28 protein-coding genes are annotated in these 26,013 nt (G+C 65.7%); 8 read left to right on the top strand and 20 right to left on the bottom strand.

Translation table 11 applies throughout. The features are described from left to right. Positions 1–107: 107 nt before the first annotated feature. The 6 genes from QA649_RS21525 to QA649_RS21500 form a co-directional block, all read right to left on the bottom strand. Positions 108–686 (bottom strand): MerR family transcriptional regulator, encoded by a 579-nt coding sequence (locus QA649_RS21525; protein ID WP_283025909.1) that lies wholly within the window; start codon positions 684–686, stop codon positions 108–110. 24 nt (positions 687–710) lie between these two features. Then, on the bottom strand, positions 711–1,052 hold the full coding sequence (locus QA649_RS21520; RefSeq protein ID WP_026311906.1) for an integration host factor subunit alpha: 342 nt from the start codon (positions 1,050–1,052) through the stop codon (positions 711–713). A gap of 134 nt (positions 1,053–1,186) precedes the next feature. Next, positions 1,187–2,167 carry a beta-ketoacyl-ACP synthase III gene (locus tag QA649_RS21515; RefSeq protein ID WP_283025908.1) on the bottom strand — a complete coding sequence of 327 codons (981 nt, stop codon included), beginning with the start codon at positions 2,165–2,167 and terminating at the stop codon, positions 1,187–1,189. Continuing rightward, positions 2,164–3,225 carry a phosphate acyltransferase PlsX gene (gene plsX / locus QA649_RS21510; protein ID WP_283025907.1) on the bottom strand — a complete coding sequence of 354 codons (1,062 nt, stop codon included), beginning with the start codon at positions 3,223–3,225 and terminating at the stop codon, positions 2,164–2,166. Before plsX ends, QA649_RS21515 begins: the two co-directional genes overlap by 4 nt. A gap of 296 nt (positions 3,226–3,521) precedes the next feature. Further along, positions 3,522–4,091 carry a DUF177 domain-containing protein gene (locus QA649_RS21505; RefSeq protein ID WP_283025906.1) on the bottom strand — a complete coding sequence of 190 codons (570 nt, stop codon included), beginning with the start codon at positions 4,089–4,091 and terminating at the stop codon, positions 3,522–3,524. Then, the gene (locus QA649_RS21500; protein WP_283025905.1) at positions 4,088–4,639 is read right to left on the bottom strand and encodes a ubiquinol-cytochrome C chaperone family protein; all 552 of its coding nucleotides are present in this window, start codon (positions 4,637–4,639) and stop codon (positions 4,088–4,090) included. Before QA649_RS21500 ends, QA649_RS21505 begins: the two co-directional genes overlap by 4 nt. 98 nt (positions 4,640–4,737) lie before the next feature. Between QA649_RS21500 and bamE the strand changes: the two genes are divergently transcribed. Both bamE and QA649_RS21490 read left to right on the top strand, forming a co-directional pair. Further along, positions 4,738–5,223: an outer membrane protein assembly factor BamE gene (bamE, locus tag QA649_RS21495; protein WP_283025904.1), complete on the top strand. Its 486-nt coding sequence runs from the start codon at positions 4,738–4,740 to the stop codon at positions 5,221–5,223. A 96-nt stretch (positions 5,224–5,319) separates the two neighbouring features. Further along, on the top strand, positions 5,320–6,333 hold the full coding sequence (locus tag QA649_RS21490) for a tripartite tricarboxylate transporter substrate binding protein (protein ID WP_283025903.1): 1,014 nt from the start codon (positions 5,320–5,322) through the stop codon (positions 6,331–6,333). A 193-nt stretch (positions 6,334–6,526) separates the two neighbouring features. Here the strand turns inward: QA649_RS21490 and QA649_RS21485 are convergent, their stop codons facing one another. The 12 genes from QA649_RS21485 to QA649_RS21430 form a co-directional block, all read right to left on the bottom strand. Further along, positions 6,527–8,647, bottom strand: coding sequence for a sodium-translocating pyrophosphatase (locus tag QA649_RS21485; RefSeq protein WP_283025902.1), 2,121 nt, complete (start codon positions 8,645–8,647; stop codon positions 6,527–6,529). A 232-nt stretch (positions 8,648–8,879) separates the two neighbouring features. After that, positions 8,880–9,878 (bottom strand): thiamine-phosphate kinase, encoded by a 999-nt coding sequence (gene thiL, locus QA649_RS21480; protein WP_283025901.1) that lies wholly within the window; start codon positions 9,876–9,878, stop codon positions 8,880–8,882. Between the two features lie 157 nt (positions 9,879–10,035). After that, positions 10,036–10,530 carry a transcription antitermination factor NusB gene (nusB, locus tag QA649_RS21475; RefSeq protein ID WP_018644626.1) on the bottom strand — a complete coding sequence of 165 codons (495 nt, stop codon included), beginning with the start codon at positions 10,528–10,530 and terminating at the stop codon, positions 10,036–10,038. Positions 10,531–10,533: 3 nt separating this feature from the next. Beyond that, positions 10,534–11,025 carry a 6,7-dimethyl-8-ribityllumazine synthase gene (ribH, locus tag QA649_RS21470; RefSeq protein ID WP_018644625.1) on the bottom strand — a complete coding sequence of 164 codons (492 nt, stop codon included), beginning with the start codon at positions 11,023–11,025 and terminating at the stop codon, positions 10,534–10,536. Positions 11,026–11,210: 185 nt separating this feature from the next. After that, the gene (locus tag QA649_RS21465; protein ID WP_283025900.1) at positions 11,211–11,834 is read right to left on the bottom strand and encodes a riboflavin synthase; all 624 of its coding nucleotides are present in this window, start codon (positions 11,832–11,834) and stop codon (positions 11,211–11,213) included. 1 nt (position 11,835) lies between these two features. Continuing rightward, on the bottom strand, positions 11,836–12,984 hold the full coding sequence (gene ribD, locus QA649_RS21460) for a bifunctional diaminohydroxyphosphoribosylaminopyrimidine deaminase/5-amino-6-(5-phosphoribosylamino)uracil reductase RibD (protein ID WP_283025899.1): 1,149 nt from the start codon (positions 12,982–12,984) through the stop codon (positions 11,836–11,838). Next, positions 12,981–13,463: a transcriptional regulator NrdR gene (gene nrdR, locus QA649_RS21455; protein ID WP_011087793.1), complete on the bottom strand. Its 483-nt coding sequence runs from the start codon at positions 13,461–13,463 to the stop codon at positions 12,981–12,983. The genes ribD and nrdR overlap by 4 nt, the downstream gene beginning before the upstream one ends. A 15-nt stretch (positions 13,464–13,478) precedes the next feature. Next, positions 13,479–14,777 (bottom strand): serine hydroxymethyltransferase, encoded by a 1,299-nt coding sequence (glyA, locus tag QA649_RS21450; protein WP_283025898.1) that lies wholly within the window; start codon positions 14,775–14,777, stop codon positions 13,479–13,481. Between the two features lie 269 nt (positions 14,778–15,046). Beyond that, positions 15,047–15,268 carry a hypothetical protein gene (locus QA649_RS21445; protein ID WP_283025897.1) on the bottom strand — a complete coding sequence of 74 codons (222 nt, stop codon included), beginning with the start codon at positions 15,266–15,268 and terminating at the stop codon, positions 15,047–15,049. A 37-nt stretch (positions 15,269–15,305) separates the two neighbouring features. After that, the gene (locus QA649_RS21440; RefSeq protein ID WP_283025896.1) at positions 15,306–15,542 is read right to left on the bottom strand and encodes a hypothetical protein; all 237 of its coding nucleotides are present in this window, start codon (positions 15,540–15,542) and stop codon (positions 15,306–15,308) included. Between the two features lie 197 nt (positions 15,543–15,739). Then, the gene (locus QA649_RS21435) at positions 15,740–16,258 is read right to left on the bottom strand and encodes a MarR family winged helix-turn-helix transcriptional regulator (protein ID WP_018320040.1); all 519 of its coding nucleotides are present in this window, start codon (positions 16,256–16,258) and stop codon (positions 15,740–15,742) included. A 565-nt stretch (positions 16,259–16,823) separates the two neighbouring features. Beyond that, entirely contained in the window at positions 16,824–17,327 is a 504-nt protein-coding gene (locus tag QA649_RS21430) for a DUF6163 family protein (RefSeq protein WP_018644618.1), read from the bottom strand. 124 nt (positions 17,328–17,451) lie between these two features. Between QA649_RS21430 and hemB the strand changes: the two genes are divergently transcribed. The 3 genes from hemB to QA649_RS21415 all read left to right on the top strand — a co-directional run bounded on the left by hemB (position 17,452) and on the right by QA649_RS21415 (position 20,208). Continuing rightward, positions 17,452–18,513: a porphobilinogen synthase gene (hemB, locus tag QA649_RS21425; RefSeq protein ID WP_283025895.1), complete on the top strand. Its 1,062-nt coding sequence runs from the start codon at positions 17,452–17,454 to the stop codon at positions 18,511–18,513. Between the two features lie 247 nt (positions 18,514–18,760). Next, positions 18,761–19,303, top strand: coding sequence for an RDD family protein (locus tag QA649_RS21420; protein WP_283025894.1), 543 nt, complete (start codon positions 18,761–18,763; stop codon positions 19,301–19,303). A gap of 128 nt (positions 19,304–19,431) precedes the next feature. Then, positions 19,432–20,208: an arginyltransferase gene (locus QA649_RS21415; RefSeq protein ID WP_018644615.1), complete on the top strand. Its 777-nt coding sequence runs from the start codon at positions 19,432–19,434 to the stop codon at positions 20,206–20,208. A gap of 124 nt (positions 20,209–20,332) precedes the next feature. Here QA649_RS21415 and QA649_RS21410 read toward each other — a convergent pair whose 3' ends face one another. Beyond that, positions 20,333–21,685: an Nramp family divalent metal transporter gene (locus QA649_RS21410; protein ID WP_283025893.1), complete on the bottom strand. Its 1,353-nt coding sequence runs from the start codon at positions 21,683–21,685 to the stop codon at positions 20,333–20,335. Between the two features lie 170 nt (positions 21,686–21,855). On the opposite strand from QA649_RS21410, the gene QA649_RS21405 reads away from it, so the two are divergent. After that, complete coding sequence (locus tag QA649_RS21405) at positions 21,856–23,100, top strand: MFS transporter (protein WP_283025892.1); 1,245 nt, start codon at positions 21,856–21,858, stop codon at positions 23,098–23,100. Positions 23,101–23,209: 109 nt separating this feature from the next. Here QA649_RS21405 and QA649_RS21400 read toward each other — a convergent pair whose 3' ends face one another. Continuing rightward, positions 23,210–24,469 carry an adenylate/guanylate cyclase domain-containing protein gene (locus tag QA649_RS21400; protein WP_283025891.1) on the bottom strand — a complete coding sequence of 420 codons (1,260 nt, stop codon included), beginning with the start codon at positions 24,467–24,469 and terminating at the stop codon, positions 23,210–23,212. A 163-nt stretch (positions 24,470–24,632) separates the two neighbouring features. On the opposite strand from QA649_RS21400, the gene QA649_RS21395 reads away from it, so the two are divergent. Next, positions 24,633–25,790 (top strand): MFS transporter, encoded by a 1,158-nt coding sequence (locus tag QA649_RS21395; RefSeq protein WP_283025890.1) that lies wholly within the window; start codon positions 24,633–24,635, stop codon positions 25,788–25,790. Between the two features lie 31 nt (positions 25,791–25,821). Further along, entirely contained in the window at positions 25,822–26,010 is a 189-nt protein-coding gene (locus QA649_RS21390) for a hypothetical protein (RefSeq protein ID WP_283025889.1), read from the top strand. The last annotated feature ends 3 nt before the right edge of the window (positions 26,011–26,013 follow it).

Below are 26,013 nucleotides of genomic sequence, written 5' to 3'. Positions count from 1 at the left end.
GGATCGGTGCTTTGCGCAAGGCGATGTCACACCATTTTGGTGCGTTGCCTGAATGGGTTCGGAGCCCAAAGCCGCCGGAACTGCCCGCAAAGCCGCCCGAACGGCCCCTACCCGTCCTTCAGCGCCTGATCCAGCATCTCCCGGCAGGCGACGAGGTCGGCGAGCACCCGCCCGAGCCGCTCCCGGTCCAGCGCGCTGGGGCCGGCGGGGGCTGTGCCCGTGCCGCCCTTGCGGAAGGTGGTGAGGATCTCCTCGTCGTCGACCTCCGTGAAGCGGAAGTCGATGCCTTCCTCCTCATCGCCCTGGTAGTCGTCATCGTCGGCGTCGGCGATGCCCTTGATGGGGCCCTCGTCGTCGGGCTCCATCAGGCTCGCGCCGATGGCGTCCTCGATGGCTCCGAACGAGACCGCGGCCGCGCCATCGGCGAGGCCCTGCACCGATTTGACGCCGTGCTCCTTGAGGATCCGCTGGACCCCGCGGATCGTATATCCCTCCCCGTAGAGCAGCCGGCGGATGCCCTTGAGCAGGTCGACGTCGTCGGGGCGGTAATAGCGGCGGCCGCCGCTGCGCTTCATCGGCTTGATCTGGGAGAAGCGGGTCTCCCAGAACCGCAGCACGTGCTGCGGAATGTCGAGTTCCTGCGCTACTTCGCTGATGGTTCGGAACGCATCCGGCGCCTTGTCCAAATGCCCATCCTTTCCGAAAGGCGGTTACGCCTCGGGTTGAACCTTGCTGCCGTCGCCGTTGGTGCGGTGCTGCGCGTTGATCCGCTGCTTCAGGATCGCCGACGGCTTGAACACCATGACGCGGCGCGGCGAGATCGGCACCTCGGTGCCGGTCTTCGGATTACGGCCGATACGCTGGCCCTTCTTGCGCACCATGAAGGAACCGAACGAGGACAGCTTCACCGTCTCGCCCTTCTCCAGGCAGTCGGTGATCTCCTTCAGCACGAGTTCCACGAACGCGGACGACTCCGTCCGCGACAGGCCCACCTTCTGGTAGACGGCTTCGCAGAGATCGACACGCGTTACGGTTTTACTTTGATCGGTCATCGCCCTGCCCCACATCACGGCGAACAATTGTTGTCTGAAATTATGAGGTTACGATACGGCGGTCAACAGCGCTCATCAATGCAGACGCATCGATAATCGCGGCTGATTCCGGCAAAATTTTATCGACTGTGGCGCTACCAGCGCACCAGCGCCGAACCCCAGGTGAAACCGCCGCCCATCGCTTCCAGCAGGACCAGGTCGCCCTTCTTGATGCGGCCGTCCTTGCGCGCCACCGCCAGCGCCAGCGGGATCGAGGCGGCCGAGGTGTTGCCGTGACGGTCCACCGTCAGCACCACCTTCTCCGGCGCGATATGCAGCTTGTGCGCGGAGGCGTCGATGATTCGCTTGTTGGCCTGGTGCGGCACGAACCAGTTGATGCTGTCGGCATTGAGCCCGGTCGCCTGGAAGGCATCGACGATCACGTCGGTGATCATGCCGACCGCATGCTTGAAGACCTCGCGGCCTTCCATGCGCAAGTGCCCGACCGTCTGGGTCGAGGACGGTCCGCCGTCGACGAACAGCTTTGCCTTGTGGCGGCCATCGGAGCGCAAATGAGTGGTGACGATGCCGCGATCGGTCGCGGCATTGCCCGGCTGCTCCTGCGCCTCCAGCACGACAGCGCCGGCGCCGTCGCCGAACAGCACGCAGGTGCCGCGGTCGTTCCAGTCGAGGATGCGCGAGAAGGTCTCGGCGCCGATCACCAGCGCGCGCTTGTAGGCGCCGGTGCGCAGGAAATTGTCGGCGGTCGCGAGCGCGAACACGAAGCCCGAGCACACCGCCTGAAGGTCGAAGGCGGCGCCATGGTTGATACCTAGGCCGTGCTGCACGGCGACGGCGGTTGCCGGGAACGTGTTGTCAGGCGTCGAGGTCGCCAGCACGATCAGCTCGATCGACTGCGCGTCCACGCCGGCATCGATGAGCGCGGCCTGCGCGGCCTTGATGGCGAGATGCGAGGTGAACTCGCCCTCGGCCGCAATGTGCCGCTCGCGAATACCGGTGCGCTGGACGATCCACTCGTCGGAGGTGTCGATACGCGCCGCCAATTGGGCGTTGGTCACCACCTGCTCCGGCAGGTAGGAGCCGCAGCCGAGCACGACCGAACGAATTTTCGTCACGAAACATCCTCCGGCGCAGGCTGCACGGAACTGAGTGCACCACCCTCGCGGTTGAGCATCTGATTGATCTTGTTCAGGAGATCGAATTTGACCATGTCATAGCCAACATCGATCGCGTAGGCAAAGCCTTCGGCGTTGATTCCGCCATGGCTCTTGACCACGACGCCTTTCAAACCCAGGAATACGCCGCCATTGGACTTGTTGGGGTCCATCTTGTCGCGCAGGGCCTGGAACGCATTGCGGGCGAAGAGATAGCCCAGCTTGGACAACCAGCTCCGCTGCAATTCGTTGCGAAGGAGTTCCGCCATCTGCCGGGCGGTTCCCTCGGCGGTTTTGAGCGCAATGTTGCCGCTGAAGCCCTCGGTCACGATCACGTCGGCCAGCCCCTTGCCAATGCCGTCGCCCTCGACGAAGCCGATATAGTCGAGCTCCGGCAGGTTCCGCGCACGCAGGATCTCGCTGGCCTCGCGAATCTCCTCGTGCCCCTTGATCTCCTCGGCCCCGATATTGAGGAGGCCAACCGTGGGCCGTTTCTTGTTGAACAGCACGCTCGCCATCGCCGCACCCATCACGGCCAGCGACACCAGATGGTGCGCATCGCCGCCGAGGGTGGCGCCGAGATCGAGCACGACCGACTGGCCGCGCTTGGTTGGCCAGATCGCGGAGATGGCCGGGCGGTCGATGCCGGGCAGCGTGCGCAAATGGAAGCGCGACATCGCCATCAGCGCGCCGGTATTGCCGGCGGAGACCGCAACATCGGCCTCGCCCTTCTTCACCGCGTCGATGGCAAGCCACATCGAGGAGGTCCTGCGGCCGCGGCGCAGCGCCTGGCTCGGCTTGTCGTGCATGCTGACGGCGACGTCGGTATGGACGATCTTCGAGGCGGCCCTGAGCTGGGGATGCTTCTCGAGCTCGAGCTCGATCTTGGCCTGGTCACCGACCAGCAGGAACTCGGTGTCGCGATGCCTGCCAAGCGAGATGGCCGCGCCCGGAATGACCACGGCGGCGCCGTCGTCGCCCCCCATGGCGTCAAGCGCGATACGAACCTTGCTAGGCATGAACGTCCTGGAAACCTGGTCTGGTGCGGTCTTGAACAAGCGGGGCCGCAAATGGGTTCGCCATGACATGGCGACCGGCCAAGCGCCACGCCGCACCCGGACCGGGGCGCGACAATAGCGTTTTGTTATCCCGAAACAACCTCTTGCCCCCAGCCTTTTGCATTCAGGGCGATCCGGCCACCGGACCGGCAAGTTGGCCGGAAACGTATAGAAATCAGATAGATAAATCTGACTCTCAAACCACTGCCGCAGACGCCTCCTGTGCCGTAGCCAGCGGTCTTACGGGGAATCGGCCTCTACTGGTTCTTTTTGTTATCCTGAAGCGCCTTCAGCGCCGCGAAGGGATGGTCCTCCGGGTCAGGGGCGACCACCTCCGCCTCGAACACGGCCCCCTCCTTGCGCGGGTAAGGATCGATCGCCAGGAACAGGGCATCGGTGGCGAGCCGGCCGAGGTCGATGACCCCATTGAGAATGGCCTCCGGCGGATCGACGACCTCCGGCGGCTCCTCATCGTCCTGCCCCTCCTCGATCAGGTCGGCGAGGCGCCGCGCCTCGGCCTCGGGGGCAAACACCAGGTCCACCTCCTCCTCGATCTCGCTCTCGATCGGATCGAGCGTGACCACGCAGGTCTGGCCGATCCGGGCGCGGACCTGCCCCGTGACCTGGATCCGGCCGCCGCTCTTCGGCACGACCTCGAAGCTGGCGTGAGCGGACAGGACCTCCCGGAGGCCTGCGAGCTCCGCCATGGCCTGCCGCTCGGCCGCCGATGCCTCGAGCTCGCGATGCAGGCCGGTGTCGGGGATCTGCGCGACGATGACGGGCGCTCGCCAGGGATCGGGCGAGGATGTGGTGTTGGGTCGGCTCATGGCGTGACATCCTCCCTGAACGCCGGGGGAAATTTGAAGGACGCACCAAGCAGTGCGGCCTCGTCGGTCCGGCCGAGATCGGCCTCGGTGGCCCTGGCATAGGCCGCGAGCTGCCGGGCCTGGTCCATGCCGGTCCCATTCAAGATATTCTTGCAGATCGCCGCCGCCAGCGCCTCGCCGTCGCCCTCCATGGCCTGGTCGTACGCCTGGACGCGGCCGTAGAATGCCTCCCCGAAGGCCCGCATCCGCTTCGGCACGGTCTGGTCGCCGACCCCCATCTCGCGCAGATTGTCATCCATGTCCTCGCAGAAGCGGTCGAACAGCGCCTGAGACAGCTCCGTGGCGCGCTGGACCGTGCGCAGGCGGCGCAAGAGCAGCCACAGATGCAGCAGCAACAGGTCGAAACGCCCGTTAACCGTATCCGGCACGCCCAAGTCGCGGTAAAATATGGGTTCTCGCGCCTGCGTCACGATCATGCCATAGATGGCTTCAATGGTGCCCGGCGGGGTTAGCCGGGGTTTCCTGAAGTGATTGAACGGCCAAAGCATTGTGGTTTCCGCAAGCGGGCGCGCGCGTGTTGCATTCAGAGCCCCCGCCCGGTACTTCAGCGCCTCGCGCGACGCAAGGGGACGGAATCAGTTCCGCTATGACGATAACGAACGAGACCAGCCTGCGCGCGGACAAGCGGCGCGGCCTTCATGCACGTTGGCGCGGCCTGCGCCTGGCGGCCGCGGCGGCCTTGGTCGGCGTGGCGCTTGCTGGCTGCACCGGCGAGCAATTCCAGAAGGGCTACATCCTGCCGCCCGGCGCGCTGGAGCAGATTCCGATCGGCGCCAGCCAGGACCAGGTGCTGATTGTCATGGGCACGCCTTCCACCGTCGCGACGCTCGACGGTGAGGTGTTCTACTACATCTCGCAGCGCTCGGAGCGGATGGTCGCCTTCATGAACCAGAAGGTGGTCGATCAGCGCGTGATCGCGATCTATTTCGACAAGAACCGGCGCGTGCGCCGGCTGGCGAATTACGGCCTCCAGGACGGCAAGATCTTCGACTTCATCAGCCGCACCACGCCGACATCGGGCCAGGAGATGAGCTACCTCGCGCCGCTGTTCAAGCTGCTCAGCTTTAACTGAGCCTTCAGCCTGCGGCGTCGTGCCGCCGGTTGCGACTTGCCGTTGCGCAACGGGTTCCCTACGCTCCCAGCAAAACAAGAAGCTGGGAGTGGATTCGTGTCCGAGAAACTTCAGAACACTTTGTTGACCCGCCGTCGCGTGCTTGCCGGCGCTGCCGGCCTGTCGGCCGCAGCGATCCTGCCGCGATCGAGCCTGGCGGACTGGAAGCCGACCGAGAACGTCCGCCTCGTGGTACCGGCTGCGGCCGGCGGCTCGACAGATGTCATGGGCCGGCTGCTGGCCGCTCATCTGCAAACCGCCTGGGGCCAGTCGGCCGTCGTGGAAAACCGCTCCGGCGGCGGCGGCACGATCGGCACGGCCGAGGTGGTCCGCGCCAAGCCCGATGGTCACACCATCCTGATCGGCAACCCTGGCCCGAACGCGATCGCCTACAGCATCTTCAAGAACCTGACCTACAAGCCGGACCAGCTCCAGCCGGTCTCCAACATGATCCGGATCCCGAACATCGTATCGGCGCATCCGAAGACCAGCATCAAGTCGGTCGCCGAGCTGATCGCGTACCTGAAGGCCAATCCGGACAAGCTCAGCTACGCCTCCTCCGGTGTCGGTCAGAGCCCTCACCTGACCGGCGCCTGGTTCCTCCAGCTCACCGGGCTGAAGATGACCCACATCCCGTTCCGCGGCGCGGGCCCCGCGCTCCAGGCGGCGCTCGCCGGCGACATCCAGATCCTGTTCGACAATCTCTATCCGAGCCTGCCGCAGGTGCAGAACGGCACGCTCAACGGTCTCTGCGTCACCACGACCGAGCGCAGCGACCTTGCGCCCAACCTGCCGACCATGCGCGAGAGCGCGCCCGAGCTGGCGAACTTCGACATATCGTCCTGGTTCTCGGTGTTCCTGCCGAAGGGGGTCTCACCCGAGGTGCTCAACGCGCTCAATCTTCAGGTGAAGGCGATGCTGGAGCGCGACGACATCAAGAAGCAGATCGCCGCCATGGGCGCCCGCGCCGATTACGGCACCCCGCAGCAGTTCGCCGACTTCGTGGACGCCGAGACGAAGAAGTTCGCCGGCATCATCCAGAAGGAAGGCTTGCAGATGGATGTGCAGTAGGCGTTTGCGCGAGAGCTGCTGCCTCCTTCGTCATTGCGAGCGCAGCGAAGCAATCCAGACTGCCTCCACGGAAAGACACTGGATTGCTTCGTCGCAAGAGCTCCTCGCAATGACGAGGTGAGATCTTACAATCCATCAGACAAAAACCCCGCGGCGCGAGCCGCGGGGTTTTGTCTTATGCGATCGCTTCAGCTCAGTGCGCCAGGATCGCCAGCAGCAGCAAGGCCACGATGTTGGTGATCTTGATCATCGGGTTCACCGCAGGTCCCGCCGTGTCCTTGTAGGGATCGCCGACGGTGTCGCCGGTGACAGCGGACTTGTGGGCATCGCTGCCCTTGCCGCCGAAGTGACCGTCCTCGATGTACTTCTTGGCGTTGTCCCAGGCGCCGCCGCCCGAGGTCATGGAGATCGCGACGAACAGGCCCGTCACGATCACGCCGAGCAGCATCGCGCCGACGGCAGAGAACGCGGCCGACTTACCGGCCGCGCCACCACCCGCGATCGCGTAGATCAGGAAGTACACGACGATCGGCGACAGCACCGGGAGCAGCGAGGGGATGATCATCTCCTTGATCGCGGCCCTGGTGAGCAGGTCCACGGCCTTGCCGTAGTCCGGCTTGTCGGTGCCCTGCATGATGCCCGGCTTCTCGCGGAACTGACGGCGGACCTCCTCCACGATCGCGCCGGCCGCACGGCCCACCGCGGTCATGCCCATCGCGCCGAAAAGGTACGGCAGCAGGCCGCCGAACAGCAGGCCCACCACGACGTAGGGGTTGTTGAGCGAGAAGTCCGGATTGACGCCGGCGAAGTAGGTGTGATGTGCGCTGTCCGCAACGAAGAACTTGAGGTCCTGGTTGTAGGCCGCAAACAGCACGAGGGCGCCGAGACCGGCGGAGCCGATCGCGTAGCCCTTGGTCACCGCCTTGGTGGTGTTGCCGACCGCGTCGAGCGCGTCGGTCGACTTGCGCACCTCCTTCGGCAGGCCCGCCATTTCGGCAATGCCGCCGGCATTGTCGGTGACGGGGCCGAAGGCGTCGAGTGCGACGACCATGCCGGCCAGCGCCAGCATGGTGGCGGTCGCGATCGCAATGCCGAACAGGCCTGCCAGACTGTAGGTGACGAGGATGCCGGCGATAATGACGATCGCAGGCAGCGCGGTCGCTTCCATCGAGACGGCAAGGCCCTGGATCACGTTGGTGCCGTGACCGGTCACCGAGGCCTGGGCGATCGACTTCACCGGACGATAGTCCGTGCCGGTGTAGTATTCGGTGATCCAGATGATCAGCGCGGTGACGACGAGGCCGACCACGCCGCATTCGAACAGCGCCATGCCGGTGTAGTCGACGCCGTCGAGCTTGCCGAAGCCGATCAGGGTGTAGATCACGCCGCCGATGCCGATCAGCGACAGGATGCCGGTTGCGATCAGGCCCTTGTAGAGCGCCCCCATGATCGACTGGCTCGGCCCGAGCTTGACGAAGAAAGTGCCGATGATCGAGGTGATGATGCAGATGCCGCCGATGGCGAGCGGAAGCGTCATCATGTTGGCGAGGATCGGCGTCTTGGCGAAGAAGATCGCGGCGAGCACCATGGTGGCGACCGCGGTCACCGCGTAGGTCTCGAACAGGTCGGCGGCCATGCCGGCGCAGTCGCCCACATTGTCGCCGACGTTATCGGCAATGGTCGCGGGGTTGCGCGGATCGTCCTCGGGAATGCCGGCCTCGACCTTGCCGACGAGGTCGCCGCCGACGTCCGCACCCTTGGTGAAGATGCCGCCGCCGAGACGGGCGAAGATCGAGATCAGCGAGGCGCCGAAGCCGAGTGCCACCATGGCGTCGACCACGGTGCGGCTGTCGGGCGCGAGCTTCAGCGAGTGAACCAGGAAGCCGAAATAGAGGGTCACACCGAGCAGCGCGAGACCGGCCACCAGCATGCCGGTGATCGCGCCCGCCTTGAAGGCGAGCTCGAGGCCGCCGGCCAGCGACGTCGTCGCGGCCTGGGCGGTACGCACATTGGCGCGAACCGAGACGTTCATGCCGATGAAGCCGGCCGCCCCTGACAGGACGGCGCCGATGGCAAAACCAATCGCGACATAAAGACCGAGGAAGTAGACGAGCAGCACGAAGATGACGATGCCGACGATACCGATCGTGGTGTACTGGCGCCGGAGATAGGCCTGCGCGCCTTCGCGCACGGCTCCTGCAATTTCCTGCATGCGCGGCGACCCCGCATCCGCGCCCAACACCGAAGACGTCGCCCAAATCGCGTAGACGACGGAAAGCACTCCGCAGAGCACTATCAACCATAATGCTGTCATGTGATTTTTGCCTCAGATCCTTGATGTACCCCCGGCGCCTTTTGTTGTCCGTCGTGCGGTGCGGCGCCTTGATTTTGAACAAAGCCGCCCCTTTCCCGAAGGGGCGGCTCCAGTCGGTCACAAGCTTGCCAAAATCAAATTGAGGGTGCAACGCCGGATGAGGCCGAAAAGACCGATCTCGGCAGGTATTTAGACGAACCTTGAGAAACTGGCCGCCGGTTTGGAGCAATTCCTAGAAGTGACTGTAGGACAGCCGCTTCAAGGTCAGTTCTCGCCCCTGCCCGTCCAGGAAGCGTGGCCGGTCGTGGCCCGCGACGATCGTGCCGATCGCCGCAACGGGAAGGCCCGCCGCCCGACCGGCTGCGATCAACGCATCGCTTTGCGCCGGTGGAACAGTGCACAGCACCTCGTAATCGTCGCCTCCGGCAAGCAACGTCTCGACGCCAACGACGTTACGGGCAATCAGCCTCGCCGCAGGAGCCGAGAGCGGCACGCTCGCCACGTCGACCGTGGCCGAGACGCCGGACGCTGCACAGAGTTTCGTCAGATCGCCGGCAAGGCCATCGGAGACGTCCATCGCGGCCGACGCATGGTCGCGCACGGCCTCCGCCAGCGCGTTGCGCGGCTGCGGCACGCGATAGCGCGACGCCAGCAAATCCCGTGCAGCGGGATCAGACACGAGCGCCCCGGCCACCGCGCCGCCGGTGAGCGCGTCGAGACCGAGCGCGGCATCGCCGATCGTGCCCGTCACCAGGATGCGGTCGCCGGCCATGGCGCCGGTGCGGCCGACCATCCGCCCCTTCGGCACGCGGCCGAAGGCGGTGATCGAGATCATCTGCGGTCCCGGCGTCGACACCGTGTCGCCGCCGAGCAGCGGGCAGCCGAACGCCTTGGCGTCCTCGCCCAGCGCGTCCGCAAACGGCCGGAGCCAGGAGTCCTCCTTGCTGCGCAGCGCCAGCGTCAACAAGAAGCCGGCCGGCGCCGCGCCCTTGGCGGCGAGATCGGACAAGTTCACCCGCAGCGCCTTGCGCGCGATCGTGTCGGGAGGGTCGGTGGCAAGATAATGCACGCCCTCGACCACGGCATCGGTGGTGACGACGATGTCGTCGCCGGATGAGGACAGGACCGCCGCGTCGTCGACCAGCCCGAACGCACCGGGATCGGTCGCCAGCGGCTTGAAATAGCGCGCGATGAGGGAGTCTTCGGCGGAAGTTTCCGGTGTGTTCGTCATCGGCGCTAGCCCCAAACTCCACTGTCATCGCCCGGCTTGACCGGGCGATCCAGTACGCCGAGACGCCCGATATCGATAACCGCTGCCGCGGCGTACTGGATCACCCGCCCCAGTGCGCAACTGCGCACAAGGCGGGTGATGACAGCGGAATGTAGGTCTACCCCCGCCCGAACTCGTCGCCGCGAAACTGGCGGCCGATCTGGTCGAGCACGGCGTTGACCATGCCGGTCTCCTCGCGGTCGACGAAGGCATTGGCGACGTCGACATATTCGGAGATGACGACACGGCCCGGCACGTCCCTGCGGTGCTCCAACTCGTAGGCCCCTGCCCGCAGCACTGCGCGCAGGATCGCCTCAATCCGCTTGAGCGGCCAGCCCTTCGACAGCGCTTCGTCGATCAGCGGATCGAGCTTCTTCTGGTCGCGCACGACGCCGGAGACGACGTCGCGGAAGAAGGCGGCTTCCGCCGGCAGATAGGTGTCGCCCTCGACCTCGTTGCCGAGCCAGTGGCTCTCGAACTCGGCGAAGATGTCGTTGATGCCGGCTCCCGCGATGTCCATCTGGTACAACGCCTGGACGGCCGCGAGCCGAGCCGCGCCGCGCCGGTTCGCCTTCTTCTCCGGAGCGCCCGCCGGTTTCTTGATCTCAGCCATGGCTCAGGCCCGCGCCAGACGGCGTTTGATACGCAGCATCGCAAGCGCCGCGCGCGCGGCATCGCCGCCCTTGTTGAGCTCGCTGGCACGCGCCCGCGCCCAGGCCTGGTCCTCATTGTTGACGGTGAGGATGCCGTTGCCGAGCGGCAGCTTGCGCGCCACGGCGAGGTCCATCAGCGCGCGCGAGGATTCCTGCGAGACGATCTCGAAATGGATGGTGTCGCCGCGGATCACGCAGCCGAGCGCGATCACCGCGTCATAGGGCTTGCCGTTCGCCGCCGCGGCATCGACCGCGATGGCCACCGCCGCCGGGATCTCCAGCGCGCCGGGAACCGTGATGACGTCGTGCGTCAGACCGGCCGCCTTCAGCTCGGCCACCGCGCCGTCGAGAAGCGCGTCCTGGAGATCGTCATAGAACCGGGCCTCGACAATCAGCGCCCGTGCGCCGGAAATGTCGGTCTGGTCCTTCAGGGGTGCGCGCCGCGCGTCTGCCATCGTTCAATCCGTTTCGAAAGGGGTCGGCGCTATGTAGTCGCCGGAAGCATGTAAGCCAAGTTCTAAAGACACTGTCATTCCGGGGCGGCTCGACGAGCCGAACTCCGGCGCGCCCCTGCGCGCCTGAGAATCTCGAGATTCCGGGTTCGATGCTAGCGCATCGCCCCGGAAAGACGGCTCTGCCGTCACTTCATTTCCGTCAGCCGCGCCGCATAGCGGGCCATCAGATCGACCTCGATATTGACCTCGGTCCCCGCCTTCCAGCTGCCGATGGTCGTGACATCAAGCGTATGCGGGATGATCAGCACCGAAAAGGTCACGTCGTCGACCGTATTCACTGTCAGCGAGACGCCGTCGAGCGTGATCGAGCCCTTGGTGGCAATGAACCGCGCCAGCTCGCGCGTGGTCGAGAGCACGAACCGCGCCATATCAGGCAGGTCCTCGCGGCTGACGATGGTGGCGATGCCGTCGGCATGGCCGGCGACGATATGGCCGCCGAGCTCGTCGCCGATCTTGAGCGCACGCTCGAGGTTGAGCTTGGTGCCCAGCTTCCAGTGCTTGGCCGTCGTCAGCGCCAGCGTCTCCGCCGCCGCATCGACGTCATACCAGGTCTTTTGAGTAGAATCCTTGCCGTCCGCGACGCCGGACGCAACCACGGTCAGGCACACGCCGTTGCTGGCGATCGAGGCGCCGTCGGCAATGGTGGTCTGATCGTAGCTGCAGGCGATGCGCAGCCGATGCAGCTGCCCCTGCGCCGTCGGCGTGAAGCTGACGATCTCGCCGATATCGGTGACAATGCCGGTGAACATGTTAGGCGCGCTCGTAGATGGTGAGAGTATCGTGACCGAATGTCTCGCTAGCATGAACCTTGTAGGCCCGCGACTGCGTGATTTTCGACAGGGGCAATGCATCGAGCGCATCGACGCCGCCCTCGCCGACCGCTTCCGCCCCGCGGAACAGCCAGATCTCGTCGACGAGATCGGCCGCGACGAACGAAGCCGCAACCCGGCTGCCGCCCTCGACCATCAGCCGCGTGATGCCCTTCTCCGCCAGCGCATGCAGCACGGCCGGAAGATCGAGCCCGGATGCACTGCCTGGAGGCATGCGCATGATTTGCGCACCGGCCGCACCAAGGCGGGTCGCGGCCGCGGCTTCAGCGAGTTCAGAACCGATCACCCAGAGTGGCGTCTCGCGCGCCGAGCGTACGAGCTGGCTCGATGCGGGGATACGCAGGCTCCGGTCGAGCACCACGCGCACCGGCGAGCGCGCCGCCATGCCCGGCAGGCGGCAGTTGAGCTGCGGATCATCCGCCAGCACGGTGCCGATGCCGACCAGGATGGCGTCGCTCTGCGCGCGCAAGAGATGCACGCGATTGCGCACCGCCTCGCCCGTGATCGCGAGCGGCTTGCCGCCGGCCGCACCGATCTTGCCGTCTGGCGAGACCGCGAGCTTCAGGATCACATGCGGGCGCTTGTCCCGGATGCGGCGGAAATGGCCGGCGAGGTCGAACGCGGCCTCTGCGGCGCAAAGACCGACATCCACCGTGATACCGGCGCCGCGCAAGCGCGCATGGCCCTGGCCCGCCACTTCCGGATTGGGATCCTCGATAGCCGCCACCACGCGCTTGATGCCGGCTGCAATCACCGCATCGGCGCAAGGCGGCGACTTGCCGAAATGCGAGCACGGCTCCAGCGTGACGTAGAGCGTGGCGCCCCGCGCCGCTTCGCCCGCGCGCCGCAGCGCTTCGGGCTCGCCATGCGGCCGTCCGCCGGGCTGGGTCCAGCCACGGCCGACGATCACTCCGTCTTTCACAATGACCGCGCCAACGGCCGGATTGGGCCAGGTGCGCCCCTGCCCGCGCTTACCCAGCGAAAGTGCAAGCTCCATGAAACGGCGGTCAGCGTCCTTGGCCTCGCGGGCCTTCTGCGCGAACTGATCCTCCAGGATGCGGAAGATCATTTGCGGATCGCGGCGAGCCGCGCTTCCTCCTCACCGGAGAGCTCGCCGAGCACGTCGGCGAAATCCTTGGCCTCGCGGAAATTGCGGTAGACCGAGGCGAAGCGCACGTAGGCGACGTCGTCGAGCGTGCGCAGGTGCTCCATCACGGTCTCACCGATCACCTCCGAGGAGATCTCGGCCTCGCCCCCGGTCTCGAGCTCCCGCACGATGGTGGAGACCATCTTCTCCACCCGCTCCGGCTCGACCTGCCGCTTGCGTAAGCTGATCTGCACCGAGCGCATCAGCTTGTCGCGGTCGAACGGCACGCGGCGGCCGTTGCGCTTGATCACAGTGAGCTCGCGCAGCTGCACGCGCTCGAAGGTGGTGAAGCGGAAATTGCAGGCGACGCACACGCGCCGCCTGCGGATCACGGACGAGTCCTCGGTCGGACGCGAGTCCTTTACCTGCGTATCGAGACTGTTGCAGTTCGGGCAGCGCATCCGTTGAACCCAGCCTTACTGATAGATCGGGAACCGGTCGGTGAGCGCCTTGACCCGTTCCTTGATCGCAGCTTCCACCAGCGGCGCCTTGCCGTCGGAGGACTGAGCGATCGCGTTGAGGACTTCGGCGATCATGCCGCCAACCTGCTGGAATTCGGCGACGCCAAAGCCGCGGGTGGTGGCCGCCGGCGTACCCAGACGAATACCGGAGGTGACAAACGGCGACTCCGGATCGAAGGGAATGCCGTTCTTGTTGCAGGTGATGGCGGCGCGAACCAGCGCCTTTTCCGAGGCGTTGCCCTTCAGGCCCTTCGGCCGGAGGTCGACCAGCATCAGATGGTTGTCGGTGCCGCCGGAGACGATGTCGAAGCCGTGGCTCTTCATCGCTTCGGCCAGCGCCTTGGCGTTCTCGACGACGTTCTTCGCATAGACCTTGAAGTCCGGACGCAGCGCCTCGCCGAAGGCGACCGCCTTCGCCGCGATCACATGCATCAGCGGGCCGCCCTGCAGTCCCGGGAAGATCGCCGAGTTGAGCTTCTTGGTCAGCGTCTCGTCATTCCACAGCATCAGGCCGCCGCGCGGACCGCGCAGCGATTTGTGCGTCGTCGTGGTGGTGACATGCGCATACGGCACGGGCGAGGCGTGCACGCCGCCGGCAACGAGGCCCGCGAAGTGCGCCATATCCACCAGCAGGTAAGCGCCGACGCTGTCGGCGATCTCGCGGAAGCGCTTGAAGTCCCAGGCGCGCGAATAGGCCGAGCCGCCGGCAACGATCAACTTCGGCTTGACCTCTTCGGCCTGCTTCTGGACCGCATCCATGTCGATGATCTGGTCCTCGCGGCGCACGGTGTAGTGCGCGGCCTTGAACCACTTGCCGCTCATGTTGACGGGCGAGCCGTGGGTGAGATGGCCGCCGGCCGCGAGGTCGAGGCCCATGAAGGTGTCGCCGGGCTGCAGCAGCGCCAGGAACACCGCCTGGTTCATCTGGCTGCCGGAGTTCGGCTGCACGTTGGCGAAATTGGCGCCGAATAGCTTCTTGGCGCGATCGATCGCGAGGTTCTCGGCGACGTCGACCCACTCACAACCGCCGTAGTACCGCGCGCCCGGATAACCCTCCGCATACTTGTTGGTCATCACCGAACCCTGCGCTTCCAGCACGGCTCGGCTGACGATGTTCTCGGAGGCGATCAGCTCGACCTCATGGCGCTGCCGGCCGAGCTCGCCCTTGATGGCGGCTGCGATTTCCGGATCGGCCTGCTCGAGCGAGGCGGTGAAAAACGAATCGGGCGCGGAGGCGGTCTTTGCGAGGGTCATCTTGCGAATATCTCCACCGCCGCAGCCTTTTGGCGGGCTACGGGCGGGTCTGGTGTGGCGATCGGAAGCACGCGCGATCTACCACATCGCCCGCCCCCGGCCAAGCATTTGCGGGTCGGGCCTGAGATTTATGCAAGATATGGTGGGGACCGGGGATTTGGGCGCAGGACGGTTCTCCGGAACCGTCCCCGCTCCAATTCTCCCGGAAGGGGCCGTTTTGGCCCCTAAAGAGCTATGGGCCCCACGGACCAAAGCACTCGGTTGACCTCTTACAAGCCGGTATATCCCGCCTTCACGGGGTCCACGCTGCCGTCGAGCTGGCGCAAATAGGTCAGGCCGCAGACCGTCAACCTGTGCGGGTCCCTCTCGCCTGCTTCCACCAGGGTATTAAGGTAATTCGTCACCTTTTCGCGCGCCTCTTCGCTGGCCGCCGCCGTACGGTTGGCGAGCAGGTCATAGGTCTGCATGATGCGGTCGATGGCAGCTTCCATTGCACCCTCTGGTTCTTCCGAATTGCGGAAATTTTGATCAGGCAACCGCGCGGGCCTCGGACTGCGTCTCGAACCGGGCGATCGCCTTGTTGGCGAGCCTGATCTTGTTGAATTCACCGTGCTGGATCAGCTTGATGATGATCTCGAGCAGGCGTTCGTTGGTGACGAGCGTGTCGGGGATTGCGCCGGAGCGGCGGAGGTAATTCGCGGCGATGGCGTATGCATCGCTCACGAGTTCGACGTTCATAGCCTGCAACCCGCGCCCGCCCGGCATGGTATCCTCCGATCCAGAGGACTAACTGCGATGCGGCGACCTGGTTCCGTGCGCGCGGGCATTTTTTCGCAACTGCAAAACGTCAAAACGCACCGGTCCGGGGGCAACTCCGGGCCGGCGCGCTTGGGGAAGTTAGGCACGTTCGGGAGGCTTGCCGGTCTTGTTGTCGAGCCGGCTTGGCCTTGATCCCTTGGAACTCAGAGGCGGTACAGGATCTGGTCGGTCCAGAACCGCTCGAGACGGTGCAGCGACTTGTTGAGCGTGGAGAACTCCTCGCCCGAGATGCCACCGACCTGCTCGACCGTCTTGACGTGCTTCTGGTAGAGCGCGTCGACGATGCGGCGGACTTCCTGGCCCTGCGGGGTCAGGCGGATGCGCACCGAGCGGCGATCAACGCGCGAGCGCTGATGGTCGAGGAAGCCGAGCTCGACGAGCTTCTTCAGATTGTAGGAGACGTTGGAGCCGAGATAGTAGCCGCGGGTGCGCAGCTCGCCGGCAGTCAGCTCCTTGTCGCCGATGTTGTAGAGCAGCAGTGCCTGTACCGAGTTGATGTCGGCGCGACCGCGACGATCGAACTCGTCCTTGATGACGTCGAGGAGCCGGCGATGCAGCCGCTCCACCAGAGTCAAAGCTTCCAGATAGAGCGACTGCACCGAACCCTGCTGGCCGGAGACGCGCTCTGCGGTATCTGCCGCAGTTGCGACGGCTTTCATCATGACACTTCCCCTGTTGTCGTTTTTATCGACACTTATTCGACGAAACTTGTGTCCCGTCTGATAGGTGCAACTTAAGGGGCTCGTTTGAAGATCGGCTTAAATAAGAGAATAAAGAGATCATGAATTTAAGACAGTGAATTGCGGATTAAGCCTGTGCCAGAAGGACTTTTCGCAACCGTCTGTTGACCTTCGCAAGGTCCTGTTCACCCTCCGTCCGCCCAATCTGTCGCATTCCAGAACAGCCCCGCCCCGTTTCGAAACGGGCCCGTAACAGCTGTGGCGGAACACGCTGGTTAGTGAAAACTTACCGCAAATTCGAGGCAACCAGCGGTCAACCAGTCGCGCACAACTGCGCTCTCGTGTCCCGGACAAGCGAAGCGCACAGCCGCGACCCAGAAAGCCACAAACGAGATCTTGGAGAGATGGGCCCCGCCGCAAGTGCGTGTCCCGGAGCTGAACAGATCGTAGGATGGGTAGAGCGAAGCGAAACCCATCGCGCTTCCGACTACGCGGAGGGATGATGGGTTTCGCAAGTGCTCTACCCATCCTACGAAATGCCTGCGCCCTACGGCGGCCGTTCGCGCGCGGCCATCCAGGCGAGCGCGAGATAAGCTGCGAGCATGAAGACCTCGACGCCGACCACGACCAGGCTGCCGCCGTAGATCCCCGGGAACATCAGCTCGATCACCGCCATCGACACCACGGTCGTCAGCCACACCACCGCGCCCCACGGCGTGGCAAGCCACAGGCCGACGGCGGCGACGAGCTCGATCACCGCGAAGTAGACGGTCGCGGCCTGCCAGGCCATCGACTGGTTCTCGAACGCCTCGTCCTCGCCGCCGACGAAGCCGGTCACCTGCGCCCAGTGATAGAGGCCCTTGAGGATCGAGAGCAGCGCCATCACGCGCAGGAACAGCACGAGCCGCCGCGTCCAGACATTGTCGTCGGACTCAGGCCGCTCCGACGAGATCGCCGCCACCGAGAGCGCGCTCTCTCTGGCATTGTCTCGGGCAGCGTCCCTGGCACTGGCGCCGTCGCGGGCCGCATCGCGGGTGGAGATCTCGGACATGGGCCCCTTCTGGCTGCTTCCGCCCGCAAAATCAATCGGCTGCCATCACCTTGCGGCAGGTCAAGCCGCGGTGACGGGAACCATGCGAGCTGGTATAAGAATAATTCCAGCCGGAGGAAGAGTAATGGCGATCAAATACGGACGTCCGATCGAATTGCGCGAGGTTTCGCGCCGGGATGGCGGAGCAGCCTCCCCTGCCCTCGATCTGACCGTCCGCCCGCGCCGCAACCGCAAGGCCGAATGGGCCCGGCGGATGGTGCGCGAGAACGTCCTCACCACCGACGATCTGATCTGGCCGCTGTTCCTGATCGACGGCAACAACAAGCGTGAGCAGGTCGCCTCGATGCCGGGCGTCGACCGGCTCAGCGTCGACCAGGCGGTGCGCGAGGCCGAGCGCGCGATGAAGCTGACCATCCCGTGCCTCGCACTGTTTCCCTACACCGACCCCTCCTTGCGGGACGAGGAAGGCTCGGAAGCAACCAATCCGAACAACCTGGTCTGCCAGGCCGTGCGCGCGATCAAGAAGGAGTTTCCGGAGATCGGCATCCTCTGCGACGTCGCGCTCGATCCCTTCACCAGCCACGGCCATGACGGCCTGATCTCCGACGGCAAGATTTTGAACGACGAGACGGTGGCCGTGCTCGTGCGTCAGGCCTTGGTGCAGGCCGAAGCCGGCTGCGACATCATCGCCCCCTCCGACATGATGGACGGCCGCGTCGCCGCGATCCGCGAGGGACTGGACCGCGCTGGCCTGCTCGACGTGCAGATCATGGCCTATGCGGCCAAATACGCCTCCGCCTTCTACGGTCCGTTCCGCGATGCGATCGGCTCGGCCAAGACGCTCACCGGCGACAAGCGCACCTACCAGATGGACAGCGCGAACACCGATGAAGCGCTGCGCGAGGTCGAGCTCGACATCGCCGAGGGCGCCGACATGGTGATGGTGAAGCCCGGCATGCCCTATCTCGACGTCGTCCGCCGCATGAAGGACACCTTTGCGATGCCGACCTTCGCCTACCAGGTCTCCGGCGAATACGCGATGATCGCAGCCGCCGCAAACAACGGCTGGCTCGACGGCGAGCGTGCGATGATGGAAAGCCTGCTCGCCTTCAAGCGCGCCGGCGCCGACGGCGTGCTGAGCTATTTTGCGCCGAAGGCGGCGGAGAAGCTGCGCAGCCAAACGTAAGGTCTCGTAGGGTGGGCAAAGCGTAGCGTGCCCACCACTCCATCCATCGTGCACGACAGCGGGCAATGGTGGGCACGGCGCTACGAGCCTTTGCCCACCCTACGGCACCGGTTTGCTGCGCGCGAGAGCCCACCCCATCCGCCCCCGAATCGCCGGAATATTTCGGCTTGCTGACGCCCGCGCGCCCTTGGCACGGGGATGGCCTGTTCCCATGTCCTGCGACGGGGGCTTCGCTGGAGAACGGACTATGTCGTACGACTCGGGTAATTCAGGCGCCTGGCGCAACGACGGCGGGGTGCAACCGCACGCGTACGATCCCGATCTGCACCGGGAACTGTTCCGCGGCGTCGCGACGCGGCGGGTGTTCGCGTTCCTGATCGACATGGTCGTGATCTCCGTTCCCGTCATTCTCGGCTACATCTTCATCGCGCTGTTCGGAGTAGTCACGCTCGGCATCGGCTGGGCGCTGTTCTGGCTGGCCTGGCCGGCCTCCGTGATCTGGGCCATCGTTTATTACGGCGCCTGCATCGGCGGACCGTCCTCGGCAACGATCGGCATGAGGGTCATGGATCTGGAGCTGCGCACCTGGTACGGGGCATCAGGCTATTTCGTGCTCGGCGCCACCCATGCCGTGCTGTTCTGGGTGACGGTCTCGTTCCTGTCGCCCTTCGTGGTGCTGGTCGGGCTGTTCAACGGCCGCCGGCGCCTGCTGCACGATTTCGTGCTGGGAACGGTCGTGATCAACAATTCCGTCCGTGCCCCCGTGCCGCGAGGCGCAAGGACCTACTGAGACCTGTGATCAAGGACCTATCAACCAGGACCGACTAAGCTGACGCATCTGACCTGCCGAGCAGACCAATTGACCGAGAGCTTCCGTAGCGCGATGCTGATACCCACTTCGGAGGCCCACGACGTCCCTTGACCCAGCACTCGCGCGACACCCCCCAGTTTTACCTCACGGCGCCCTCGCCCTGCCCGTATCTGCCGGGCCGGCATGAGCGCAAGGTGTTTACGCACCTCGTGGGTGACCGCGCCGGCGACCTCAACGACCTCCTGACCCATGGCGGGTTCCGCCGGAGCCAGTCGATCGCCTATCGGCCGGCCTGCGACCAGTGCCGCGCCTGCGTCTCGGTCCGGGTCATTGCCAACGAGTTCCGCCCCTCGCGCAACTTCCGCAAGGTGATGGCGCGCAACGCCGACATCATCGGCGAGCAGCGCAGTGCGGTGCCGACCTCCGAGCAATATTCGGTGTTCCGCGCCTATCTCGACGCCCGCCACCGCCATGGCGGCATGGCGGACATGACCGTGCTCGACTACGCCATGATGGTCGAGGACAGCCATGTCGAGACCCGCATCATCGAGTACCGCAAGCGTGGCCCCGACAGCGGCATCACCGGGCGCGGCGAGGAGCTGATCGCGGTAGCGCTCACGGACGTCCTCAGCGACGGCCTGTCGATGGTCTATTCCTTCTTCGAGCCGAGCCAGGTCAGCCGCTCGATGGGCACCTTCATGATCCTCGACCACATCGCCCGCGCGCGACGCCAAGGCCTGCCCTACGTCTATCTCGGTTACTGGATCGAGGGCTCCAAGAAGATGGACTACAAGGCCCGCTTCCTGCCGCAGCAGCGCCTCGCCCCGTCAGGCTGGCTGCGGATCGACGCACAGGGCGATACGGCGTCCGAGCCGCAGGATTAACCTACTGTCGTGCCCCGACTTGACCGGGGCATCCAATACGCCGCGGCTTCTCGGCTCAATCACAACGGCCTCTGGAATACTGGATCGCCCGGTTGAACCGGGCGATGACAGCTGCGTGGTGGCATCACCCGAACAGCGTATCCGCCAGCAGCTTCACGTTCAGAACCACGATCACGCCCGCGACGATCCAGGCGATCGCGGCAACGGACACCGGTATCGCGAACTGGCCCATCTTGCGCCGGTCCGAGACGAAGCGGACCAGCGGGATGACGGCGAAGGGAAGCTGCATCGACAGCACGACCTGGCTGAACACCAGGAGATCCGCCGTGCCGCGCTCGCCATAGATCGCGGTGACGATGATCACCGGAATGATCGCGATGCCCCGCGTCAAGAGGCGGCGCGCCCAGCTGGGCAGGCGCAGGTCGAGAAAGCCTTCCATCACGATCTGGCCGGCGAGCGTCGCGGTCACCGTCGAGTTCAGGCCCGAGGCGAGCAGCGCCACCGCGAACAGCGTCGAGGCGATGCCGAGGCCGAGCAGCGGCGACAGCAGCTCGAACGCCTGCCCGATCTCGGCGACGTCGGAATGGCCGCTCTTGTGGAAGGTCGCGGCGGCCACGACGAGGATCGCGGCGTTGATGAACAGCGCCAGCATCAGGGCGATGGTGGAGTCCGTCGTCGCCCATTTGATCGCCTCGCGGCGGCCCTCGTCGTTGCGCTCATAGGCACGCGTCTGCACGATCGAGGAGTGCAGGTAGAGATTATGCGGCATCACGGTGGCACCGATGATGCCGATCGCGATGTAGAGCATCTCCGGATTGGTGAAGATCTCGCTCTTCGGCACGAAGCCGCGCAGGACCTCCGCGACCGGCGGAGCCGCCGCCGCGATCTGGACCACGAAGCACGCCGCGATCACCGCCAGCAGCGCGATGACGAAGGCCTCGAGGAACCGGAAGCCGCGGTTCATCAGGATGAGAAGCAGGAACGCATCGAGCGCTGCGAGCAATGCACCGCCGATCAGGGGAATGCCGAACAGCAGCTTCAGCGCGATCGCCGTGCCGATCACCTCGGCGAGGTCGCAGGCGATGATCGCAGCCTCGCAGGCGAGCCAGAGCAGGAAGTTCACCGCCGGCGAATAGGTGGCCCGGCAGGCCTGCGCGAGATCGCGGTCGGTGACGATGCCGAGCCGCGCCGCCAGCGACTGCAGCAGGATCGCCATCAGGTTCGAGAGCAGGATGACGGAGAGCAGCGTGTAGCCGAACTTCGATCCGCCGGCGAGGTCGGTCGCCCAGTTGCCGGGGTCCATGTAGCCGACCGAGACGAGGTAGCCCGGACCGACGAAGGCGAGCAGCCGCCGCCACCACTGGGCCGCGACCGGAATGGCGACCGTGGCGTTCACTTCGGCGAGGCTCTTGGTGGCTGGCGCGTCAGTGCGCCAGCCGGCGGTATCGGTGGTTAAATCAGGCGATCGGGCATCCATGCGGTCAGAATACCGAAGTCGAGGCTTATTGCAACTCATTTGCAACTGCATCTAGCCGCATCAGTTCCCCGGCACGGCGGCGTTCTGCCCCGCCCTGTCGGAAACCGGGTGGGTTTGGCCGTGCCCGGAAGCGAATATTGGCGCCAATCCGACTTTGCAGGAAATGAGCCATGTCAAATTCGCCGCGCCTCCCGGACACCTTCAGCCGCCTCGCCTGGTCCAATCTCGCAGCGCAATCCGCCGAGCAGATCGCGCTGGCCGCCGCCCCGATCGTCGCCGTGCTGACGCTCGGGGTCGCCGAGGGCCAGACCGGCGTGCTGCAGACCGCGCTGACCCTGCCCTTCGTGCTGTTCGCCATTCCGGCCGGCCTGCTCGCCGACCGCATCTCCCGCCGCGCGCTGATGGCGGGCGCCGAGGCGCTGCGGGCCGCAGCCCTTGCGGCCATCGTGCTCCTCCTCGCGCTGAGCGCGCTCAATCTGCCGCTGCTGGCATTGCTCGGCTTCACGGCGGTGTGCGGCACCGTCGTCTACAGCGTTGCCGCGCCGGCCCTGGTGCCCTCGCTGGTCAACGCGGACCTGTTGCCGGCAGCGAATGCGCGGATCGAGCTTGCGCGCACCATCGCCTTTGCGAGCGGGCCCGCACTCGGCGGCGCATTGGTCGGCTGGTGGGGGGCAAGTCTCGCCTTCGGCTTTGCCGCGGCGCTCTCGGCCATCGCCGTGGTGCTGCTCTCAGGCATCTATGAGCCCGCGCGCGCGCCGATGCCACGGCGCCATCCGTTCCAGGAGATCCGCGAGGGCGCGGCCTTCGTGTTCCACCATCCGCTGCTGCGGCCGGTGTTCATCACCCAGTTCATCTTCAACACCGGCTGGTTCCTGCAGATCGCCGTGTTCGTGCCCTATGCCGTGCGCCATCTCGGCCTGACCGCCGCCGGCGTCGGCACGGTGCTGACGATGTACGGCGTCGGCATGGTGATCGGCGCGCTCCTTGCCACGCGCGTGATGCAGCGCATCGCCTTCGGCATGGTCGTCGGCCTCGGCCCGGTCACGGGCTTCGTCGCCTCGGTCGTGATGGCGCTGACGGTGCTGGTCCCCTCGCCCTGGCTAGCAGGCTTGAGCTTCTTCCTGCTCGGCGCCGGGCCGATCCTGTGGGTGATCTCGACCACGACGCTGCGCCAGTCGGTGACGCCGCCGCGCCTGCTCGGCCGCGTCTCCGCCATCAACATCATGAGCTACGGCGCCCGCCCGCTCGGCTCAGCCCTCGGCGCAATCGTCGGCGGCCTCTGGAGCGCGGAAGCGTGCCTCTATCTCGCAGCAGCCGTGTTCGGCGCGCAGGCGCTGGTGATCCTGCTGTCGCCGGCCGTCGCGCTGGATCGGCAGCCGGACATGGTGGGAGATGAGGTGGCGGTGGGGTGTTAGCCACACCGTCATTGCGAGCGAAGCAATCCAGTATCTCTCCGCGGCGACAGTCTGGATTGCGTCGTCGCAAGGGCTCCTCGCAATGACGGAGTATGCGGAAGCAGCCCGGCTAGCCCGCCAGGTACCGCTCGTAACTCCCCGTCACCGGCTCGCTGGCGTCGACATCGGGATCGAGCGTGTAGAGGTCCTGTGCGCGGCCGATGCCGCGCAGCGCGTAGCGGCCGGTGGAGACGAGATAGCGGCGGCCGGCGGCATCCAGGCCCTTGTAGAACTCCGCCGACGCGAGCAGCTCGCGATCGACTGAGCGGCTCATCGAGGCGATGCGGCTGACCTCGTTCACCGTCGGGCCCACCACGGTGAAATCGAGCCGGTCCTCGCTGCCGATATTGCCGTAGAAGACCTCGCCGACATGCAGGCCAATATAGGCGGACGTGGTGGGACGGCCGTCGGCCGCCCGGCGCGCGTTCAGCGCCGCGACGTTCTGGCGGAACAGATGCTCGGCACGGAGCGCGGCGCGGCGCGCGGCCGCCATGTCCTCGCCGGTGAACATCGCGAGCACGCCGTCGCCGATCAGCTTCAAAACGTCCCCGCCGGCGTCGTGGATCGCGTCGATCACCGCCTGCGCATAGTCGTTGAGGAAGGGAATGATCTCGTCGGGACCGATGCTCTCGCTGATCCCGGTCGAGCCGCGCAAATCCGAATACCACAGCACGGCGTTGATGCGCTCGGTGACGCCGCGCGAGATGCGGCCACCCAGCACCTGCTCGGAAGCACCGCGGCCGAGATAGACGCGTCCCAGCGTCCGCGCAATGTCAACCTGCTGCCCCGACTTGATCGCAAGCCCCAGCACCGGCACGAGATCGCGCAGGGACTCCAGCTCGGCTTCGCTGAAGCCGCTGTCGCGGCGTGTAGTCCAGCAGGAATACAGGCAGTCCATCAGGCCGAGCGCGCCGTTCTCACCGAAGCGATGCACGAAGGCGAGATAGTGCTTGTGGCCCTTCTCGGCGAGCTCGCCGATCTGCGAGAAATCCATCGACGGTGCGTCGGCGAGATCGATCACCATTTCGTCGTGGCCATGCTCGAGCATGTGGAAGAACACCGAGCGGCGCCAGCTCTTGGCGGCGTCGCCCTCGGCGGTCGAGCCGTATTCGAACATTTCGCTCTCGTTGCTGGCGCGGTCGCTCCAGCGGAAGCCGCGCCCCTCATAGATCGGATGCAGCGTGTCGATGACGACCAGCGCGCGCGAGAGTTCCAGGCCCTCGGCGCGACAGCGCTCGCAGAAGCCGCGGAGCAGTTCGTTTTCAGGCAGGCCCGTGAGCCCCTGGCCGGTCAGCCAGTTCATCAGCGCGAGGCGCGAGGTCAATTGCATACGCCATTATGGCGTGCATTCGTGACGAGCGGAAGGCCGCGCGAACGTCGCGCGCCAAGGCACCCGCCTGCAGCAGGTCGAATATGCCGCAGGTGCTGTTGACGCGCTGTCATGGCCGGCTGCAAATGGAACCAATGACACCGCCGACCAGAAATACAGGAATATGAGCCAGCGCCAGCTTCCGATCATCCTGGCGCTCGGCACCACGCAGACACTGGCCTGGGCGTCCAGCTATTACCTGCCGGCGCTGCTCGCCGATCCCATGGCGCACGACCTCGGCATCTCCTCCAACTGGATCTTTGGCGCGTTCTCGGCCTCGCTGGTGATCTCGGCGATGCTCGGCCCGCGCATCGGGCGGCAGATCGATCTCGTCGGCGGACGGCAGGTGCTGTCGATCTCCAACCTGACGATTGCCGCCGGCCTCGTACTGCTCGGCTTCTCCCACTCCGTGGCAGTGATGGCGTTCGCCTGGCTCGTGCTCGGCATCGGCATGGCGATGGGGCTCTATGATGCCGCCTTCGCCGCGCTCGGCCGCATCTACGGCACCGAGGCGCGCGGCTCGATCACCGGCATCACGCTGATGGCGGGCTTTGCCTCCACCGTCGGCTGGCCGCTCACCGCCTGGGGCCTGTCGCATATCGGCTGGCGCGAGACCTGCTTTGCATGGGCGGCCGCCAACATCCTGATCGGCCTGCCGCTCAACTTCTTCATGCTTCCGGCGATCAAGGGGGCAAAGCAGGCGGCCGCGACCGCCGAGAAGCCGCACGTGCCGATCGATCGAACCATGATCCTGCTCGCCTTCGTCTTCGCCGCCGCATGGACCGTCACCGGTGCCATGGCCGTGCATTTCCCGCGCATCCTCGAGACGATGGGCGCCACCCACATCGAGGCGATCGCGGCCGGCGCGCTGATCGGCCCGGCCCAAGTCGCCGCGCGCATTCTCGAAGCAAGCTTTCTGAGCCGCTTCCATCCGCTGTGGTCGACGCGGCTGGCCTGCATCACCCAGCCGGTCGGCGCCGCCGTCGTTGCCATCTTCGGCGCTCCCGCCGCGAGCGCATTTGCACTGCTCTATGGTTCGGGCAACGGCATCCTGACCATTGCGCGGGGCACGTTGCCGCTATCGATCTTCGGCCCCAAGGATTTCGGCTACCGCCTCGGCATCATCGGCGCGCCGGCGCGGATGGCGCAGGCTGTGGCGCCGCTGGTGTTCGGCCTGCTCATCGACGTGATGGGCGCCAAGGTGCTGATCGTCTCCTCCGCGCTCAGCCTCTCGGCGCTGGCGGCGCTGTTCCTGATCCGCGCCGGGCGGCGGCCGGATTGACCACACCGCCGCTTTCGCGCACAAGCGGGCCATGACCGACGACAACACACCGCCGCGCACATTCAAGGGCCTCTTGCGCTGGGCGACCACGCCGCCGCAGGCCTGGGGCGTCTATCTCCTCGCCCTCCTGCTGGTGTGGCTGGTCTCGTTCTATGCCGGCTCGCTGAAGCCGAAGAAGACGCCGGAGGCGAGCCCGCCCGCGGCGACGGTGCCGCGCTAAAGC

The sequence above is a fragment of the Bradyrhizobium sp. CB1717 genome, assembly GCF_029714325.1.
In the GTDB taxonomy this organism is placed as follows: domain Bacteria; phylum Pseudomonadota; class Alphaproteobacteria; order Rhizobiales; family Xanthobacteraceae; genus Bradyrhizobium.
This window is presented reverse-complemented; position numbering and strand designations above follow the sequence as displayed.

Coding starts and splice junctions, on each gene's coding strand:
- QA649_RS21520 (WP_026311906.1), bottom strand. CDS start 1,052: ATGACCGATCAAAGTAAAACCGTAACGCGTGTCGATCTCTGCGAAGCC.
- plsX (WP_283025907.1), bottom strand. CDS start 3,225: ATGCCTAGCAAGGTTCGTATCGCGCTTGACGCCATGGGGGGCGACGAC.
- QA649_RS21505 (WP_283025906.1), bottom strand. CDS start 4,091: ATGAGCCGACCCAACACCACATCCTCGCCCGATCCCTGGCGAGCGCCC.
- QA649_RS21500 (WP_283025905.1), bottom strand. CDS start 4,639: ATGCTTTGGCCGTTCAATCACTTCAGGAAACCCCGGCTAACCCCGCCG.
- bamE (WP_283025904.1), top strand. CDS start 4,738: ATGACGATAACGAACGAGACCAGCCTGCGCGCGGACAAGCGGCGCGGC.
- QA649_RS21485 (WP_283025902.1), bottom strand. CDS start 8,647: ATGACAGCATTATGGTTGATAGTGCTCTGCGGAGTGCTTTCCGTCGTC.
- thiL (WP_283025901.1), bottom strand. CDS start 9,878: ATGACGAACACACCGGAAACTTCCGCCGAAGACTCCCTCATCGCGCGC.
- nusB (WP_018644626.1), bottom strand. CDS start 10,530: ATGGCTGAGATCAAGAAACCGGCGGGCGCTCCGGAGAAGAAGGCGAAC.
- ribH (WP_018644625.1), bottom strand. CDS start 11,025: ATGGCAGACGCGCGGCGCGCACCCCTGAAGGACCAGACCGACATTTCC.
- QA649_RS21465 (WP_283025900.1), bottom strand. CDS start 11,834: ATGTTCACCGGCATTGTCACCGATATCGGCGAGATCGTCAGCTTCACG.
- ribD (WP_283025899.1), bottom strand. CDS start 12,984: ATGATCTTCCGCATCCTGGAGGATCAGTTCGCGCAGAAGGCCCGCGAG.
- nrdR (WP_011087793.1), bottom strand. CDS start 13,463: ATGCGCTGCCCGAACTGCAACAGTCTCGATACGCAGGTAAAGGACTCG.
- glyA (WP_283025898.1), bottom strand. CDS start 14,777: ATGACCCTCGCAAAGACCGCCTCCGCGCCCGATTCGTTTTTCACCGCC.
- QA649_RS21445 (WP_283025897.1), bottom strand. CDS start 15,268: ATGGAAGCTGCCATCGACCGCATCATGCAGACCTATGACCTGCTCGCC.
- QA649_RS21440 (WP_283025896.1), bottom strand. CDS start 15,542: ATGCCGGGCGGGCGCGGGTTGCAGGCTATGAACGTCGAACTCGTGAGC.
- QA649_RS21435 (WP_018320040.1), bottom strand. CDS start 16,258: ATGATGAAAGCCGTCGCAACTGCGGCAGATACCGCAGAGCGCGTCTCC.
- QA649_RS21430 (WP_018644618.1), bottom strand. CDS start 17,327: ATGTCCGAGATCTCCACCCGCGATGCGGCCCGCGACGGCGCCAGTGCC.
- hemB (WP_283025895.1), top strand. CDS start 17,452: ATGGCGATCAAATACGGACGTCCGATCGAATTGCGCGAGGTTTCGCGC.
- QA649_RS21420 (WP_283025894.1), top strand. CDS start 18,761: ATGTCGTACGACTCGGGTAATTCAGGCGCCTGGCGCAACGACGGCGGG.
- QA649_RS21410 (WP_283025893.1), bottom strand. CDS start 21,685: ATGGATGCCCGATCGCCTGATTTAACCACCGATACCGCCGGCTGGCGC.
- QA649_RS21405 (WP_283025892.1), top strand. CDS start 21,856: ATGTCAAATTCGCCGCGCCTCCCGGACACCTTCAGCCGCCTCGCCTGG.
- QA649_RS21400 (WP_283025891.1), bottom strand. CDS start 24,469: ATGCAATTGACCTCGCGCCTCGCGCTGATGAACTGGCTGACCGGCCAG.
- QA649_RS21395 (WP_283025890.1), top strand. CDS start 24,633: ATGAGCCAGCGCCAGCTTCCGATCATCCTGGCGCTCGGCACCACGCAG.
- QA649_RS21390 (WP_283025889.1), top strand. CDS start 25,822: ATGACCGACGACAACACACCGCCGCGCACATTCAAGGGCCTCTTGCGC.